Annotated in this window: 15 protein-coding genes and 2 tRNA genes; 8 read left to right on the forward strand and 9 right to left on the reverse strand. The window is 44.3% G+C overall.

Annotated features, from left to right (window positions below):
* Positions 1-95 precede the first annotated feature (95 nt).
* The 7 genes from B9T20_RS08285 to tsaA all read left to right on the forward strand — a co-directional run bounded on the left by B9T20_RS08285 (position 96) and on the right by tsaA (position 7,915).
* A complete protein-coding gene (locus B9T20_RS08285; RefSeq protein ID WP_094490617.1) occupies positions 96-1,655 on the forward strand; it encodes a TerC family protein in 1,560 nt (519 codons plus the stop codon).
* Between the two features lie 45 nt (positions 1,656-1,700).
* The gene (hslO, locus tag B9T20_RS08290; RefSeq protein WP_094490618.1) at positions 1,701-2,546 is read left to right on the forward strand and encodes an Hsp33 family molecular chaperone HslO; all 846 of its coding nucleotides are present in this window, start codon (positions 1,701-1,703) and stop codon (positions 2,544-2,546) included.
* Positions 2,539-3,177, forward strand: coding sequence for a UbiX family flavin prenyltransferase (locus tag B9T20_RS08295; protein WP_094490619.1), 639 nt, complete (start codon positions 2,539-2,541; stop codon positions 3,175-3,177). The genes hslO and B9T20_RS08295 overlap by 8 nt, the downstream gene beginning before the upstream one ends.
* A gap of 9 nt (positions 3,178-3,186) precedes the next feature.
* Entirely contained in the window at positions 3,187-4,116 is a 930-nt protein-coding gene (locus B9T20_RS08300) for an RDD family protein (RefSeq protein ID WP_094490620.1), read from the forward strand.
* 80 nt (positions 4,117-4,196) lie between these two features.
* Entirely contained in the window at positions 4,197-5,117 is a 921-nt protein-coding gene (locus tag B9T20_RS08305) for a cell division protein ZipA C-terminal FtsZ-binding domain-containing protein (protein WP_094490621.1), read from the forward strand.
* Between the two features lie 96 nt (positions 5,118-5,213).
* A complete protein-coding gene (gene ligA / locus B9T20_RS08310) occupies positions 5,214-7,235 on the forward strand; it encodes an NAD-dependent DNA ligase LigA (protein WP_094490622.1) in 2,022 nt (673 codons plus the stop codon).
* Positions 7,235-7,915: a tRNA (N6-threonylcarbamoyladenosine(37)-N6)-methyltransferase TrmO gene (gene tsaA / locus B9T20_RS08315; protein ID WP_094490623.1), complete on the forward strand. Its 681-nt coding sequence runs from the start codon at positions 7,235-7,237 to the stop codon at positions 7,913-7,915. The genes ligA and tsaA overlap by 1 nt, the downstream gene beginning before the upstream one ends.
* 52 nt (positions 7,916-7,967) lie before the next feature.
* On the opposite strand, the gene hutX is transcribed toward tsaA, so the two are convergent.
* Positions 7,968-8,468 carry a heme utilization cystosolic carrier protein HutX gene (hutX, locus tag B9T20_RS08320; RefSeq protein WP_094490624.1) on the reverse strand — a complete coding sequence of 167 codons (501 nt, stop codon included), beginning with the start codon at positions 8,466-8,468 and terminating at the stop codon, positions 7,968-7,970.
* A 161-nt stretch (positions 8,469-8,629) separates the two neighbouring features.
* Positions 8,630-9,238: a HugZ family protein gene (locus B9T20_RS08325; protein ID WP_094490625.1), complete on the reverse strand. Its 609-nt coding sequence runs from the start codon at positions 9,236-9,238 to the stop codon at positions 8,630-8,632.
* 275 nt (positions 9,239-9,513) lie between these two features.
* Here B9T20_RS08325 and leuS point away from each other — a divergent pair, with 275 nt between their 5' ends.
* Positions 9,514-12,096 carry a leucine--tRNA ligase gene (gene leuS, locus B9T20_RS08330; RefSeq protein ID WP_094490626.1) on the forward strand — a complete coding sequence of 861 codons (2,583 nt, stop codon included), beginning with the start codon at positions 9,514-9,516 and terminating at the stop codon, positions 12,094-12,096.
* A gap of 55 nt (positions 12,097-12,151) precedes the next feature.
* On the opposite strand, the gene B9T20_RS08335 is transcribed toward leuS, so the two are convergent.
* From B9T20_RS08335 to ttcA, 7 genes are all read right to left on the reverse strand, one after another.
* Positions 12,152-13,429 carry an MFS transporter gene (locus B9T20_RS08335; protein ID WP_094490627.1) on the reverse strand — a complete coding sequence of 426 codons (1,278 nt, stop codon included), beginning with the start codon at positions 13,427-13,429 and terminating at the stop codon, positions 12,152-12,154.
* 3 nt (positions 13,430-13,432) lie between these two features.
* Positions 13,433-13,957 carry a spermidine N1-acetyltransferase gene (gene speG / locus B9T20_RS08340; protein WP_094490628.1) on the reverse strand — a complete coding sequence of 175 codons (525 nt, stop codon included), beginning with the start codon at positions 13,955-13,957 and terminating at the stop codon, positions 13,433-13,435.
* A 19-nt stretch (positions 13,958-13,976) separates the two neighbouring features.
* On the reverse strand, positions 13,977-14,663 hold the full coding sequence (locus B9T20_RS08345) for a TIGR04211 family SH3 domain-containing protein (protein WP_094490629.1): 687 nt from the start codon (positions 14,661-14,663) through the stop codon (positions 13,977-13,979).
* Positions 14,664-14,752: 89 nt separating this feature from the next.
* Positions 14,753-14,829, reverse strand: a tRNA-Ile gene (locus tag B9T20_RS08350).
* 8 nt (positions 14,830-14,837) lie between these two features.
* A tRNA-Val gene (locus B9T20_RS08355) sits at positions 14,838-14,914 on the reverse strand.
* 86 nt (positions 14,915-15,000) lie between these two features.
* The gene (locus tag B9T20_RS08360; protein ID WP_094490630.1) at positions 15,001-15,966 is read right to left on the reverse strand and encodes an NAD(P)H-quinone oxidoreductase; all 966 of its coding nucleotides are present in this window, start codon (positions 15,964-15,966) and stop codon (positions 15,001-15,003) included.
* A gap of 30 nt (positions 15,967-15,996) precedes the next feature.
* Entirely contained in the window at positions 15,997-16,830 is an 834-nt protein-coding gene (gene ttcA, locus B9T20_RS08365; RefSeq protein ID WP_094490631.1) for a tRNA 2-thiocytidine(32) synthetase TtcA, read from the reverse strand.
* Positions 16,831-16,835 lie beyond the last annotated feature (5 nt).

Genomic DNA, 16,835 nt, shown 5'->3' on the forward strand with positions numbered 1-16,835 from the left:
TTTGGGTTAAAATGTGAATTATTGTAAAATAGTTTGCGTTCAATAGAAAAGTGATGCAAATTATACGCTTTATTTACTGCATATAGAGGAAATATATGGAAGTCCTGCTGGACCCATCGATATGGGTTTCGCTCATCATTCTAATTGTTTTAGAAATTGTTTTAGGTATTGATAACTTAATCTTCATTGCAATACTGTCTAATAAACTTCCGCCTCGTCAAAGAAATCGTGCAAGAATCACCGGCTTAAGCTTAGCGCTCATCATGCGTATTGGTTTATTGTCCGTCATGACGTGGATGATCACCCTCACGCAACCACTTTTTACCGATCCATTTTTTCAGCATCCTTTTTCCGTTCGGGACATTATTTTAGTCTTTGGCGGTTTCTTCCTATTGCAAAAAGCCACCCGCGAGCTTCATGAGCGCATAGAAGGCGGCATGATTGTGGAAGGCAAATCAAAAGGCTATGCGAAATTCTGGCCAATTGTTTTACAAATCATTGTTTTAGATGCTGTATTCTCCTTTGATGCCGTCATTACAGCGACGAGCATTGCAAAACACCTTTGGGTGATGGTGGCAGCTGTGAGCATCTCTATGGGCTTGATGCTCTTTGCTGCTAAAGCATTGACGGACTTTGTCAATCGTCATCCCACCATTGTGGTGTTGTGTTTAAGCTTCTTATTGATGATTGGTTTAAGCCTCATCATGGAAGGCTTTGGCATTGAAGTGCCTAAAGGCTATATTTATGCTGCCATTGGTTTTTCTGTCTTTATTGAGCTCATCAATCAATTGATCAATCGCAATCTCTTAAAGCAAGAGAGCAAATATTCAAGGCGTGAACGCGCAGCGAATTTGGTGCTAAAAATGCTGGGTACAAATGATAAGCATGAAGAGAGCGAAGCTGAAGAAGAGGATGATCATCATTTAGATGAACCTGAAATCTTCGGGCAAGATGAACGCAACATGGTGAGCGGCGTTTTAACTTTAGGTGATCGGATGATTCGCTCGATCATGACGCCGCGCAATAATATCTCTTGGATCAACATTCAAGATTCAAAAGAAGAAATCTTGCGCCAAGTCAAAGAGATTCCCCACAACTATTTTCCGGTGTGTGAGGGTCATTTAGATGAAGTCATCGGTGTGGTGCGCGCAAAAGACGTGATTGCCGATTTAATGACAACCGGTGAAATCGACCGTGAAAATACCATTAAACCTGCGATTTTCTCTCATCGCTCCACAACTGTATTGAAGATGATGGACATTTTCCGTCATACAAATGCGCACATGGTGATTGTGACGGATGATTTTGGCTCAGTACATGGCGTGATTACGTTGTTAGACATCATCGAAGCGATTGCCGGAGAATTTCCCGATGAAGATGAAAAAGCATCGATTGAAGTGATCGGCGAAGATGAGTGGATCATGGCAGGTTCTTGTGATCTTCATTTAGTGGAGCAAACCTTGAGTGTACGCGGCCTTGTGGATGAACAAGATGATTACAGCTCTCTTGGTGGTATGCTTGTGGACATTTTTGACAATGTGCCTGCCGTGGGCGATTCCCTTGAATTGCAAGGCTATCTCTTTACGGTCAAAGAAGTGGATGATCGCAGAATCCTCAATGTGCACGTGGTTAAACCGAAATTGGGTATCTTGTAGTATACTTAACCATTGATCTTTTATTTTTCCGTACAAGGTGAACACATGCAATCAAATGTGAATATGTTTCAACGCTTTTTATTCGAAAATTTGCCGATCCGTGGTGAGCGCGTCAAATTGACCAGCGCATGGCAAGAAATTTTAAATCGCCGTGAATATCCTGCCATTGTGCAGCAATATTTGGGTGAATTGGTGGCAACCACAGCATTATTGAGCGCCACAATTAAAATCGAAGGTCGCTTGACGGTGCAAATTGAAGCCACCGGCGCATTGCAAATGTTGGTGGTGCAAATCACGCATGATGGCGGCTTTAGAGCCACAGCCACATATCGTGATGATTTGCCAGAAAATGCCACATTTAAAGCGCTCACAGAAGGTGGCCGCGTTGTGATCACAGCAGAAAATGCCAACTCAAATAACAGCTATCAAGGTGTGATTCCATTGATCGATGAGAGCATTTCTGCGGCGATTGAGCGTTATTTTGAAACTTCTGAGCAGCTTCGCACAGCCCTTTTCTTACGCAACAGTCAAGATGAATTGGGCGGCTTATTGCTTCAGCGCATTCCAGGTGAAATGGAAGATGAAGATGCCTTCAATCGTGTGTGCCATTTAGCCGAAACTGTAACGGGCGAAGAGCTCAGCGAGTTAGATACGCAAACATTGTTGTATCGTTTATATTCTGAAGATGATGTGCGTTTATTTGATGCAGAGCCGCTGCATTTCCATTGCCAATGCTCGCGTGAACGTTCAGAGAGCATGCTCAAGCAGTTGTCTAAAGAAGAAGTGGATGAAATTTTGGCAGAAGATGGCCATTTGAGTGTGACTTGTGAATTTTGTGGTAAAACATATGATTTTACTGCACAAGATATGCAAGCGATTGAACATGCCTAATTTGCCTAAAGAACATCAACGCATTTCCATTGCCATCACAGGTGCATCGGGTGTGCAATACAGCCTTCGCCTGATTGAAGTGCTGCTCAAAGCTGATTACCCCTTAAATGTGGTGATCAGTAAAGCCGCTTTGCTGGTGTTTGCAATGGAAATGGATGTACAACTTGGCAATCAACCCCAAGTGCAAAAGGAGCGACTGCTTGCACTTGTGGGTGTGGATAAACCCGATTTACTGCGCATTTATGGTGTGGAAGATTGGAGCGCCCCGATGGCATCGGGCTCAAATGCATCGCGCGCGATGGTGATTGTACCGGCCACAACAGGTGCCTTGAGTGCGGTGGCAACTGGGCAATCGAACAATCTGATTGAGCGCGCTGCCGATGTGATGCTCAAAGAACGCAAGCCGTTGGTGATCGTGTTAAGGGAAACACCGCTTAACGCCATTCACATCAAAAACATGCTCACATTAACCGAAGCAGGCGCGATCGTGATGCCTGCAAATCCTGGCTTTTATCACATGCCAAAAAGCGTTGATGACATCATCGACTTTATGGTGGCCAGAATTTTAGATCAACTCAACATTGAACATGACCTCATGCATAAATGGGGCGATGATTCTTCAGTCAAATAAGGGTATACAGTGGGACAAGAGAAATATCAGGTACTGTTTTATGGTGAATTAAAAGCGGGGCATAGCCAAGAGATGGCCATGCGCGCATTGGCAGGGGCATATCACAAAGAGGATGATTTCTTTGCCTCATGGTTTAACACCGATAAAACCATCATCAAACACGAAGCAACGCGCGAAGAGGCTGAATACATTCGAGATTATTTGGCCGGCCTTGGTTTAGTGGTGGTGATTGAACCTGTGGCAATCCTTGAAGCTGAGCCCGCAGCGGCTGTAGATCAACAGGCTAAAGAGACTGAAAAGCTTCTAGAAGAGGCATTTGTAGAGCTGCAAAAAACCATCAAAAATGTGCAACGCGACAATGTCACCGTTGTGAAAGTTGCGCCAGCATCGATGCTCAAACGTGCAGGTGCTTTCATTGTGGACATGATGATCTGCATCATTTTATCGAATGTCCTGCTCGAGTTGGTGCTTGCGCCGCTTGGCATCATCAATACGTCTTTGTTGTATGAATTGTCAAATGCGTTAAATGGCGCAGTGACGCAAGAAGATGTGCGCAATGTGGTCAATGGCTATATGGCCAATGAGGATTTTGCAGATTTAGTGATGAGTGTGATGTTTTTTGCCTTTGCCATTCAAGTGCTTTATTTTGGCCTGATGGACAGCAAATATCGCGCAACCTTTGGCAAACGTTTATTTAGAATCCGTGTCTATTCATTGATTGGTCCTCAAGTCTTGTTGCGTCAAGCCATTTTGCGCCAAACGTGCATCATCACCGCTTTTTTCTTGTTGGTCTCTTTTTTAAGCACCATTGGTTTGTTGATTTTACTTGGCACATTCATCATGGGCTTTTATGACAAACGAGGGTTGCATCAAACGATCTATGATCGCATTACAGCCACGATGGTGGGTGTGGATCAAGCAAAAAACATCAATCAATAGTGCAATGCTCTTTTTTTTAGTATCATAAAGGCTTTGAACTCTCCCTTGATCAAGAATAAAACGCGTATAAGGAAGCAACCATGAGTGGATCAATCGGATCTTTATTGTTATTAATCATTGCTGTGGCGAGCGGTATTTATTGGTTTATCTTAAAAAGACAAAACGATGAAGAAGACAATGATCGCATTGAGCCACACATTGATCATCATTTCTCTGAATTCAGTCAGCAAGCATTGCCTAAAGATGACGGTGAGGAGACTGTGAGTGAACCTGTGCAAACTGAAGTGGTTCAAGTGGCAGAAATGGTTGAAGCGCCTGCCCCTAAAGCACCACCGAAAACTGCTGCAGTGGATGAATCCACACAAAAACCTGAAAAAAGCAGTGCTGATCGATTGCCAGAAGATTCTGAAGATTTAGATGATGCGCTTGACGAAGATGACGATGAGCAGATGGAAGAACAGGCACCTAAAGCCAGTTTTTTTGCGCGCATCAAAGAGATGTTCGCAGGTAGCAGCAACACAGAAGATGCGCATGATGATGCATCACAAGCACGACCTGAACCTGTGGGTACAGTGGCGCTTATTTTGCGTGCGCCCAATGATGCGCCGTATACCGGTTATGAAGTGCTAGAGACAGCTAAGGATCTTAAATTGATGGTGGGTGCCGATGGCTTTTTACAGCAAATTGTGACCACTTATTTAGGCGATGAACCGATGTATAGCATTGCGAACATGATTCATCCTGGCAGCTTTAACACACCTGATATTCTAAATACGGAAATTCCAGGTTTACTCTTTTTTGCCAGCATTCCAGGACCTGATCCACAAATGGATACCGTGGAAAGATTGATTCATGCAGCGGCCTTTTTTGGGCAACGCATTGGCGGGACGTTGTTAGATGAGAATCAACAGCCTGTAGATCGCGATTATTTACAAAATTTAGTGGCCAAAACACGTGCGCAAGAGAAGCAAATCTGGGCAAAACACCGTTCACATCGTTAATGCATGAATGCATTGCGTGATCAAATGTTCTTAAAATTTGCTTTTTAAGAACATTTTTTTATTGAAAAAATTTAGGCAAAATTGCAAAGGAATCCCATGAGTGAGGCCATTGAAACGCGCATGCGTGCGCTCGTTGATGAGATCAATCGTCAAAATTACAATTACCATGTCTTAGATCAAATTGAGTTGACCGATTCAGAGTTTGATGCACTGTTTCATGAGTTAAAAGCACTTGAGGCGGCACATCCTGAGTTGCGATTGCCTGATTCGCCCACGCAAAAAGTGGGCGGCACCATTTTAAAGGGTTTTACAGAAGTGATCCATGAGATGCCGATGCTCTCTTTAGATAATGCCTTTAAAGAAGAAGATGTGGTGAAGTTTGATGAGCGCATTCGTGAAAAGCTCACTCATGATGAAATGGCGCGTTTAAACTATTGGGCGGAGCCAAAATTGGATGGTTTGGCCATCAGCATTTTGTATGAAAATGGTGTATTGGTGCGTGCTGCAACCCGTGGCGATGGTGTGCGCGGTGAAGATGTCACAGAAAATGTGAAAACCATTCGTTGCATTCCATTGGTGTTAAAGGGTGATTTTCCGCGCCGTTTAGAGGTGCGCGGCGAAGCATTTATGCGTCGCTCGGTGTTTGATGCATTAAATGCTGCGCGTTTAAAAAAGCATGAAAAACCGTTTGCCAATCCAAGAAATGCGGCGGCAGGCAGCATTCGTCAGCTAGATTCTAAAATTGCTGCACAGCGCCAATTGAGTTTTTATGCCTATAGCATCGGCATCATTGAAGAGAATCCCAAACCTTTTGCAGCGCATTCTGAAGCCCTTGCAGGTTTGGCATCGTATGGTTTACCGATTTGTCCATTGAATGAGCGCGCCGCATCCGTTGCCGATTTATTGGCGTATCAAACCAAAATTTTGGCATCGCGTGATCAATTGCCTTATGAGATTGATGGCGTTGTTTATAAAGTGGATCAGTATGATCTACAAGAAAAATTGGGCTTTGTTTCCCGCGCGCCACGCTTTGCCATTGCTCATAAGTTTGTGGCGATGGAAGCGCGCACAACGGTGCTTGATGTGGATTTTCAAGTGGGCAGAACAGGTGTCATTACACCGGTTGCCCGTTTAGAACCTGTCAATGTTGCCGGTGTTATGGTGTCAAATGCAACGCTGCACAATGAAGATGAGATCAAACGCTTACAAGTGATGATTGGTGATGAAGTGATGATTCGTCGTGCGGGCGATGTGATTCCGCAGGTGATTCGCGTGGCGCTTGAGCATCGCAATGATCATGTGCGTGCCATTGAGTTTCCAAAATCGTGCCCTGTGTGTGACTCACCGGTTGAGCGGGTTGAAGGGGAGGCCGCTTTGCGATGCACGGGTGGCTTTAGCTGTAAAGCGCAGCGCATTGAGCGCTTAAAACATTTTGTGTCCCGTAAAGCCATGGATATTGATGGGCTTGGGGAAAAATGGCTAGAGATCTTTGTCAATGAAGGTTTGGTGGAAGATCCGGCAGATTTATACACCTTAACTAAGGCGCAACTGTTGGAGTTGCCGCGCATGGGGGAAAAATCTGCCGATAATGTTTTAGCAAGCATTGCAAAAAGTCGCACGCCACGTTTTGCACCATTCATTTATGCCCTTGGCATTCGTGAAACGGGCGAAGCCACCGCACGCGTATTGGCCGCCCATTATTCATCGTTAGATGCGTTAAGAGGCGAGACTGCGGAGAATTTCCAAAAGATTGATGACATTGGCCCCGTGATGGCAAGTCATTTGGTGGAGTTTTTCAAGCAGCCACAAAGTCGTGAATTGCTTGAGCGTTTGTTGCAGCACATCACCATTGAATATCCCGCCATTGCGCCAAAAGATGCCGATGCTTTACCATTATTGGATCAAACATGGGTGGTGACGGGCACATTGCATCATTTTACCCGCGAGAGCATCAAAGAGCGCTTGTTGAGTTTAGGTGCAAAAGTGTCAGGTTCAATATCAAAAAATACCACTGCATTATTGGCCGGTGAAAAAGCGGGCTCAAAATTGGCCAAAGCCGAAGAACTGGGTGTTTTGGTGATGAGTGAAGATGAATTTTTAGCGCAATTTCCTGAGTGATGGAGATCTCACCGATTGCCATCATTGATGGCTGCTATCCTGAAAAGTTTGGCGTGCCGCGTCAGCCACGCTTGGTGACCAGCGCAACAGCGTGGGTGCGTTTGGTGCCGCCGTATCGATCAATGGATTTCATTGATGGATTGTCGCAATTTAGCCACATTTGGCTGGTGTTTGGCTTTCATCAAAACAAATGGCAAGGGGATGCAAAAGTGCGTCCTCAGCGTTTGGGCGGCAATCAAAAAATGGGTGTTTTGGCAACCCGTAGCCCATATCGCCCAAATGGCTTAGGGTTGTCCGCCGTTGAAATTATACAAATTGATGCCGATGAAGTGGCCATTGAGATCGCCGGTCACGATTTAGTTAATGGCACGCCCATTTATGACATCAAGCCCTACATTCCCTTTACCGATGCCATTGTCACTGCCAGTACGACATTTGCAGCAGAAGCTCCGATGATGCATGCGGTGAGCATTCATGAGGATGCAGTGGCCATATTCGATGCATTGCCAAGCCAAACCCAAGCCTTAATCAAAGAGGTCATTGGGCAAAATCCGCGCCCTGTGTATCATAAAAAGACCAATCGCATCTATGGCGTCAGTTTAGGGCAGTGGAATGTGCGCTTTCGATGGGTGGAAGATCATCCAGAGATTTGTGGCATTGAACCTTTATCTACACCATAAAAAAAGGCCCCATAAAGAGGCCAAACGCTTAGGACTTGAGTGAAATAAACTTTTAGTTGAAGGCTTTGGCCAATGCGTGGAATTTCTCGATTTGATCTGGGAAAATCACACGGTTTTCATCGCGGCCTAAAAAGATTTTAAACATGATGCGGCCTTTTAAATCCGTCAATAACATGCTGTATGTGGCCGAGCCTCTAAATGGACGTTCGATAAAATAAATGGCGCCACAGTTGTCGAATTTTAAATGTCCGCTTAATCCGGATTCATGGCTGAGGTTATAGTAACCATGTGCCACAGATCCTTCTGGAAAAGGTCCTGAAAATTCAAAAATGGAGCCCGATGAGTGAATGATTGTTGTGACTTTGCCCCATGTGGCCACTTCTTGCAGCAAGGCTTGAAAGTGCGCACCATCGATTTTTGTCCAAAAATGTTCTGGTAAACACTCGATCATTTGAGCTTCTGAGGCATTGTGTTCCTCGGCTAAGGATTCAAATAATACGCTAGGATTTTCCGCTAATTGGGCTTTGAGGGCAGTGATTTGTTCAGGGGTCATGAATCTTCCTTTGTGTTAAGAATATATGCAAGCGACCGATAAGGGGGTAGTGTGATCAAGAGGTTATCATCAAACTGTCTTATCCATCAGCGAGGGGGAGCTTTAGGACAATCAATCATCAGGGAGCGGTGATGATTGAGATCGCTTGCATATATGTTCAGTTAAGCAGAGTGCGCTTGGCCGTGGCCGCGATTTTGCATTCTTTCATAGTCTGCATCGCGCACGTGACCTTTGCCGCCATTGCCTGTTAAATGTTGGATGTTTTCAGGATTTTGTGGATCTAAACGGAATGCTTTACCAAAACCTGTCACCAAAGTGCCTTTAGTTGGGGTTAAGCGAAAGAGACGAAAATCGCCCATCTCTTTTAAAACATTGACGGTTTTGCCTGCACGCAAAGTCAATGCTTCAATGCCTTTGTCAAACTCAGGATGGTCGCGCTCGATTTCTGTGGCGTGTACTTGATAGCTCACGCGCTTACGGCCATAGATGTTACGAGTTTTGCTCTCATCATCGACAATCATGATGTTAAAAGTAGGATGATTTTTAACGTGTTGTGTGTGGGCAGCAATGTCTGCAATGAAGATGTAATAGGCGCCATCAACATGCGCAAAAGGTGTATAGCTTGCATGCGGGATTTGATCGCTGTCTAAAGTGGCCATCAATAATGTGAGGTTTTCATCATGCAAACGATTGAGCTCAGGCGCGACTTGGGCAAACAACTCAGCACCTTTATTATCAATCACTTCTACGTTAAATTCATTGGATTCCATGTGTCAAGTTCCATGTTCATGTGGGTGGGAAAATTGATAAAATTGATTGTAGCAATAAAAATCTTATATGTGAATAGCAATCATTAATAAATAGTAATTATTCTCATATAAGACTATTTTTGCGATTGTTTATTGTATTGATCTCATTGTTTTTTAAGCATAAAAAAATTACTGCAAATCCTAAGAATTATCCAGGATAAAAACTAGAACTATTGACAAAATAGGGTAGAATGAATGCTTTTCTTTGTTTAATTGATAGATTGGAATAATGCCGTATGAAACCTGCGTATCATCATAGCGATGTTGAAAAGAGTGCCCAATCCTACTGGGAAAATCATCAAACCTTTAAAGTTGCCGACCATGTGGAAGGAAAAGAGAACTACTATTGTCTCTCCATGTTCCCATATCCATCTGGCCGACTGCACATGGGGCATGTTCGCAACTACACCATTGGTGATGTGATGAGCCGTTACATGAGCATGAAGGGCTACAATGTGCTTCAGCCAATGGGTTGGGATGCGTTTGGTATGCCAGCTGAAAATGCGGCCATTGACAATAAAGTCTCACCTTATGAGTGGACGAAAAAGAACATTGACTACATGAAAAACCAATTGAAATTATTGGGTTTTGGTTTTGACTGGAGTCGTGAAATCACCACGTGTGAACCTTCTTATTATGGTTGGGAGCAGTGGTTATTCACTAAATTGTATGAAAAAGGCATCATTTACCGCAAAAACGGCATTGTGAACTGGGATCCGATTGATCAAACCGTATTGGCCAATGAGCAAGTGATCGATGGTAAAGGTTGGCGTTCTGGTGCGGATGTTGAACGCCGTGAAATTCCGATGTATTACTTTAGAATCACCGATTATGCCGAAGAGTTGTTGGATGATTTGGAAACGTTGACCGATTGGCCGTTGCAAGTCAAAATCATGCAAAAAAACTGGATCGGTAAATCACAAGGGATGGAAATTGGCTTCCCGTATGAAGATGGCGTGATGAAAGTGTTCACAACGCGTCCTGATACATTGATGGGCGTGAGCTATGTGGCTGTGGCACCTGAGCATCCGATTGCCCAGAAAGCGGCACAAAATAATCCAGAGTTACAAGCATTTATTGATGCGTGTAAAAAAGGTGGCACAAACGAAGCGGACATCGCCACGCAAGAGAAAAAAGGGATGGCAACGGGCGCATTTGTTCAGCATCCAATCACAGGTGAAGATTTACCGGTATGGGTGGCGAATTATGTGATCATTACATACGGTGAAGGCGCTGTGATGGCTGTGCCTGCCCATGATGAACGTGACTTTGAATTTGCCACAAAATATGGTTTACCCATCAAACCTGTGATTGAAAACAAGGCACAAGATCAAAGCTACACCACATGGCATGCAGAATATGCAGAGCATGGCGCGCTCATCAATTCAGGTGAATTCAATGGCTTAACATTTGATGATGCGATTGCTGCAATTGCAAAATTCTTGGCAGCTAAACAATTGGGTGAAATCAAAACGCAATATCGTCTACGCGATTGGGGGATTTCTCGTCAGCGTTATTGGGGTTGTCCAATTCCGATCATTCATTGTGAATGCTGTGGCGATGTGCCAGTACCTGAACAAGATTTGCCGGTGGTGTTACCGAATGATTTGATTCCTGATGGTTCAGGCAACCCATTGAATAAATTGGACAGCTTTGTCAATACAACGTGTCCAAAATGTGGTGCACCTGCTCGCCGCGAAACCGATACCATGGATACCTTTATGGACTCTTCTTGGTATTATGCGCGCTTTGCATCCTACGATTGCCAAACGGCGATGTTAGATGAGCGTGCAGAACAGTGGTTGCCTGTGGATCAATACATTGGCGGCATTGAGCATGCGATTTTACACTTATTGTACTCACGCTTTTTCCATAAATTGATGCGCGATGAAGGTTTATTGGGTGATCCTGCGAAAGCGCCGAAAGAACCGTTTAAAGCATTATTGACGCAAGGAATGGTGATTTCACCTTCATTCTATCGTCATACAGCGTCTGGTTACACATGGTACAACTTAGATGATGTGACGCCTGTGGTGGAAGATGGTCAAACCACTTACATCTTAAAAGCCGATGGCCAACCTGTGACGTTTGGCGGCGTACAAAAAATGAGTAAGTCGAAAAACAATGGTGTGGATCCTGAATCCATCATCAATGAATTTGGTGCAGATACTGCGCGCTTATTCATGATGTTCAGTGCACCACCTGAGCAATCTTTAGAATGGTCAGTCTCTGGTGTAGAAGGGGCGCAGCGCTTCTTAAAACGCTTATGGACATTTGGTTACGAATGGCAAGATTCATTGGCTAAAGTGGTTGAATTTGCACCTTCGCACAAAGCATCTAAAGACATTCGTCGCGTGGTGCATGCTGAATTGAAAAAAGCATTGTTTGACTATGATCGTCATCAGTACAACACTGTGATTTCTGCATGTATGAAGATGTTAAATGCCCTTGGCGAGTTAGATGATTCACAAGAAGCGATGTATGTGCGCAATGAGGGTTTTTCCATCATGCTTCGTTTGTTGTACCCGATTGTGCCGCATATTGTGCATGAGTTGTGGACGAACATTTATCACAGCAAAATTGAAGATCAAGCATTACCAACCGTGGATGAATCTGTATTGGTGTTAGATGAAATCAATTATGTTGTGCAAGTCAATGGTAAATTGCGCGGTGAGTTTGTGATTGCAGCCTCTGCACCTAAAGAAGAAGTGGAAGCAATGGCTTTAGCGAATGAAGCCGCTCAGCGCCATTTAGAAGGCTTAAACGTTCTAAAAGTGATCGTGGTGCCTAAAAAATTGGTGAACATCGTGGCAAAATAATGCTTTGATGTCACTTCAATAGAGCGATCCACCTCAACATTTGAGGTGGATTTTTTTATGTCCTTTTATGTGCCAAATCCTGCACACTTTTGCGGATGCCCACCAACGCACACAATGCCGGCACGAATAAAAAGGCAGTAAAAATAAAGAAGTTTTGCCAGCCATAATCTTCCACTGCAAAGCCTGAAAATGAGCCGAAAATGCGTAAGGCAAAGGCGGCCAGCGCACTGAGCATGGCGTATTGCGTGGCAGAGTAGGATTGATTACACAATAAGCTTAAATAAGTGATGAACACTGCACTGGCAAAGCCGCCAATGAAGTTTTCCAAGGAGATCGCAAGCGTTAAAGAGAGCGTTGTGGGGTCATGAAGAATCCATAAATAACCAAGATTCGTTAATCCCACCAAAACGGCAGAGACAACCAAGGCTTGATATAGGCTGATGCGGCTGATGATTTGTGCAGATAATAGGGCGCCAATCAATGTGGCAATGAGTCCATAAACTTTACTGATCAAGCCAATTTGTGCACCGGTGTAGCCCATTTCATTGTAAAAAGCGGAGATGAGCACGCCTGCAATGGCATCGGGCATTTTAAAGAGAATGATGAACAGTAAAATCCATGCTGCTTGTGGGCGGCTCATGAAGTTCTTTAAGGGCACAATGATGTACTGTAAAACCGTTTCTAAGGCGGTACGCTGAGCTTCAATGGCGTGAACGGTGGTTTGGTTTGTCTCTTTGACAAAGAGCAGCGTTGAGAGCGTCATGAGGCCAAATAGCGCCGCGATCAGCATAAAAATGGTGGGCCAGGCAATGAAGTCTGCTGCATATAAGACAGCGGCACCCATCAACAGCATCGCAATGCGGTAGGTGACTTGTGATAAGCCTGAGCCATAAGATTGCTCTTGCGACGTTAAGTAATCGATGCGATAAGCATCAATCACAATGTCTTGGCTTGCTGATGCTGTGGCCAATAAAAAGATGAGCAAAGAGATGATGCCAATGTCATCTTTTGGATTCACAAAGGCAAGGGCGATGAAAATGAGGGTCAATAACGCTTGAAAAAGTACAATCCAGCTCTTTCTGCGGCCTAAATGCTTCAGTAGCCAAGGGCGTTTTTGATCCAGCCACGGTGCCCAGATGAATTTAAACACATAGGGCAAACCTGTTAGGCTCATCAGGCCAATGCTTTTTTTGTCGATGCCATAAACCGAGAGCCAATAGGTCAAGGTCGAGAGCGTCATCAAAATGGGTAAGCCTGATGCAAAGCTTAAAAATCCCACCGTTAGGATTTTAGGAGAAAGATAGGGTTTCAGTCCTTGCATCAGTGCATTCATGCGTTATAGCCCCAATTTACGGTATTCATCTTGAAAAATGCACATGCGAATGGCATTGCGATACGCGCCGGCTGAGAAAAATTCATGGCGCAATGTCCCTTCGATGCTAAAGCCCAGTTTAGAGTAGATGTGGATGGCTTTTTCATTGGCTTCATCCACCACTAAATAGAGCTTATATAAGTTGAGGGTGAAAAATGCATAATCCATCGCCAATTTTGTGGCATGGCGCGCATAACCTTGGCCTTGGTGACCTGGGGCAATGATGATTTGAAATTCCGCGCGGCGATGGGTGTAATCAATTTCCACCAATTCAACCAAACCAATGCGCGACTCTTCATCGGCCAGCTGTAAGATGAAGCGGCGCTCACTTTTATCATGAATGTGCTTATCATACAGGTCAGAGAGCTCTAAGAATGATTCATAGGGCTCCTCAAACCAATAGCGCATGATGGAGGCATTGTTGTCTAAATGATGAATGAAACGAAGGTCCTCTTTTTCTAAAGGACGAATGCGAAGATTGTTGCTCATAAGGCTTCCTTAAAGTGAATTAGTAACGGCTCCATTTGCGTTTTTGGTTGCGATAGCGCAATAGGCGCGGCAAGATAGAGGTGCCAAGGAGGATGCCGGCAAATAAAATGCTTGCCCCTTTGAGCCACTCATCGCTGCGCTTATTCTCTTTGAGGGTAAAGTTTTCGCTTTTGAGTTGTTTTAACTCAAGGGCTTGCTGCATATTGCGTTCGGTGAGCACTTGATTGTCGTTGTCGATGTCCACAGCATTTTTATTGATCTGCTCTAAATATGTGACGCGATTGGTTTGCACATCTAAGGCTTGCTCTAATTTCTTTTGATTCTCTTTAAGGGCATTGATCAGATGATCTTTCTCTTCGGTCTCTTTTTGTAGGGCATTGATCTTTTTTTGTAGGGGTTCGAACTCTTCTTTGGCCATCTCCACGAATTCACGGGCAGCCGGTTCATCCATCACAAAACTTTTATGGATCCATCCGCGGGATTTATTGTCACCATAAATCACATCATAATGCTGGCGATTTTCTCCCACAATGGTGAGCTTTTCACCGGCTGTGAGCATTTTGACGATGCGGCTGGTTTCATTGGCAGCAGAGCGAATAGGTGCTTGTAATTGATCCGTCACATATTTGACATTGTTTTGCGCATGGGCAGATGTCAATAAAAGTGTGAGGGATAATAAGGGGATGAGAGATTGACGTAGCTGCATTCTATTCCTTAATGTTCTAGACCTAAAGGAAAGGCATTATAAACATAAATGAGGGAGATTGCAGCATGTATTGTCAGGGCGACTCAAGATGGTGGGCCTTGTTGGACTTGAACCAACGACCACTCGATTATGAGTCGAGCGCTCTAACCAACTGAGCTAAAGGCCCAAGAGATATGGTAGGCATAAATGGACTCGAACCATCGACCCCCACCATGTCAAGGTGGTGCTCTAACCAACTGAGCTATATGCCTATGAGTAAATAGGGGTGTGATTATATCGGTTACTTTTCAAAGTAGCAAGCTTTAAAATCGCACATTAATTATCCATATCTGTTAGCTTATTGAATCTCTAGCATAATTTTGCCAATATGCTCGCTCGATTCCATCAAATCATGGGCTTTTGCGGCATCTTCTAAGGGGAAAACAGCATGAATGATGGGTTTAAATTCACCATTTTCCACAAGTGGCATCACTTTTTCTTTTAATGCACTTGTGATCGCCGCTTTAAAAGGAATTTCACGGGCACGCAATTTACTGCCTGTTAACGTTAAACGTTTTCCCATGATTTTGAGTAAATTACACTCCACTTTAAAGCCCTTCATGGCATTGATATACACAAGGCGTCCTTCAATATTCATCACATTGAGATTTTTATTGAAGTAATCGCCGCCGATGATGTCAAGCATCACATCCACTTCACTGAAGGCCGCTTCAAAGTCTTCTGTTTTATAGTTGACAGCTTTGGCCCCTAATGATTCACAAAAGGCTTTTTTAGCATCGCTGCCCACAGTTGTGAAGACAGCTTTGGCACCAAATAAGCGCGTCAATTGAATGGCGGTGATGCCAATGCCGCTAGTGCCACCGTGAACCATAAAGGTTTCACCGGCTTTGAATTGTCCGCGGTCAAACACATTGCTCCAAACGGTGTATAACGTCTCTGGCAATGAGGCTGCTTCAATGAAAGAGAGATTGTCTGGTTTGCGGATGCACATGACGCTTGGGGCTGTCACATATTCAGCATAACCACCACCTGTTAATAATGTAAAGACGGCATCGCCCACTTGCCAATCGGTGACATCGCTGCCCACCGCTTCAATGATGCCGCAGACTTCTAAGCCCAAGATGTCAGCAATGATGCCTTCAGGAACGGGATAGTTGCCCTTGCGCTGACTGACATCTAAACGATTAATGCCGGCCGCTTTCACTTTAATCAACACTTCATCGGCTTTAACCTCGGGGATGGGGTGCGATTCAATTTTAAGGACGGAAGAATCACCAAACTCTGTAATCACCATTGCTTTCATGGATTGTCTCCTTGGGGGTTTATTGTGTCATTATGATGCCAACCAATTTGGGGTGGCGCTTTGGGTATTTTGATCCTCTTTGACGGTGAAATTCACAAAGTCAAAGAGTTCTGTGTCAGCCAATTGAGAAGGGCGCACATTTTTAATGGCACGGAAAATGTTCTCAATGCGTCCAGGATATTTCTCCTCCCACTCTTGTAGCATCATTTTGGTGGTTTGTCTTTGTAAACCATCTTGTGAGCCACATAAATTGCACGGAATGATGGGGAATTCTTTGATGTCTGCATATTTTTGCAAATCACTTTCCGCACAATACGCCAATGGACGAATGAGGATGTTGTCCCCATCATCGCTTTTTAATTTTGGCGGCATCGCTTTGAGTGTTGAGCCAAAGAACATGTTCATGAACAACGTTTCTACGATGTCATCGCGGTGATGACCAAGGGCAATTTTATTAAAGCCATTTTCTTTGGCATAACGGTATAAAATCCCACGACGAAGGCGTGAGCAGAGGCTACATGTGGTTTTGCCTTCTGGCACTAACTCTTTGACCACCGAATAAGTATCTTGCGTGATGATGTCAAAGGGTACGCCAAGGGCACTTAAATACTCTGGCAATACATGATCAGGAAAGCCCGGTTGCTTTTGATCTAAATTCACCGCAAAGACTTCAAAATTCACAGGTGCTTTCTCTTTAAGTTTTAAGAGGAGATCAAGCATCGCATAGGAGTCCTTGCCCCCAGATAAGCACACCATGATGCGATCGCCATCTTCGATCATCTGATAATCCATAATGGCGGTGCCGACTAAACGGCGTAAACGTTTTTCTAATTTTTTCTGTGAAACCGGAACTGATTGAGTCATGATCT

This window comes from Wohlfahrtiimonas sp. G9077 (assembly GCF_002252155.1).
Lineage (GTDB): Bacteria > Pseudomonadota > Gammaproteobacteria > Cardiobacteriales > Wohlfahrtiimonadaceae > Wohlfahrtiimonas.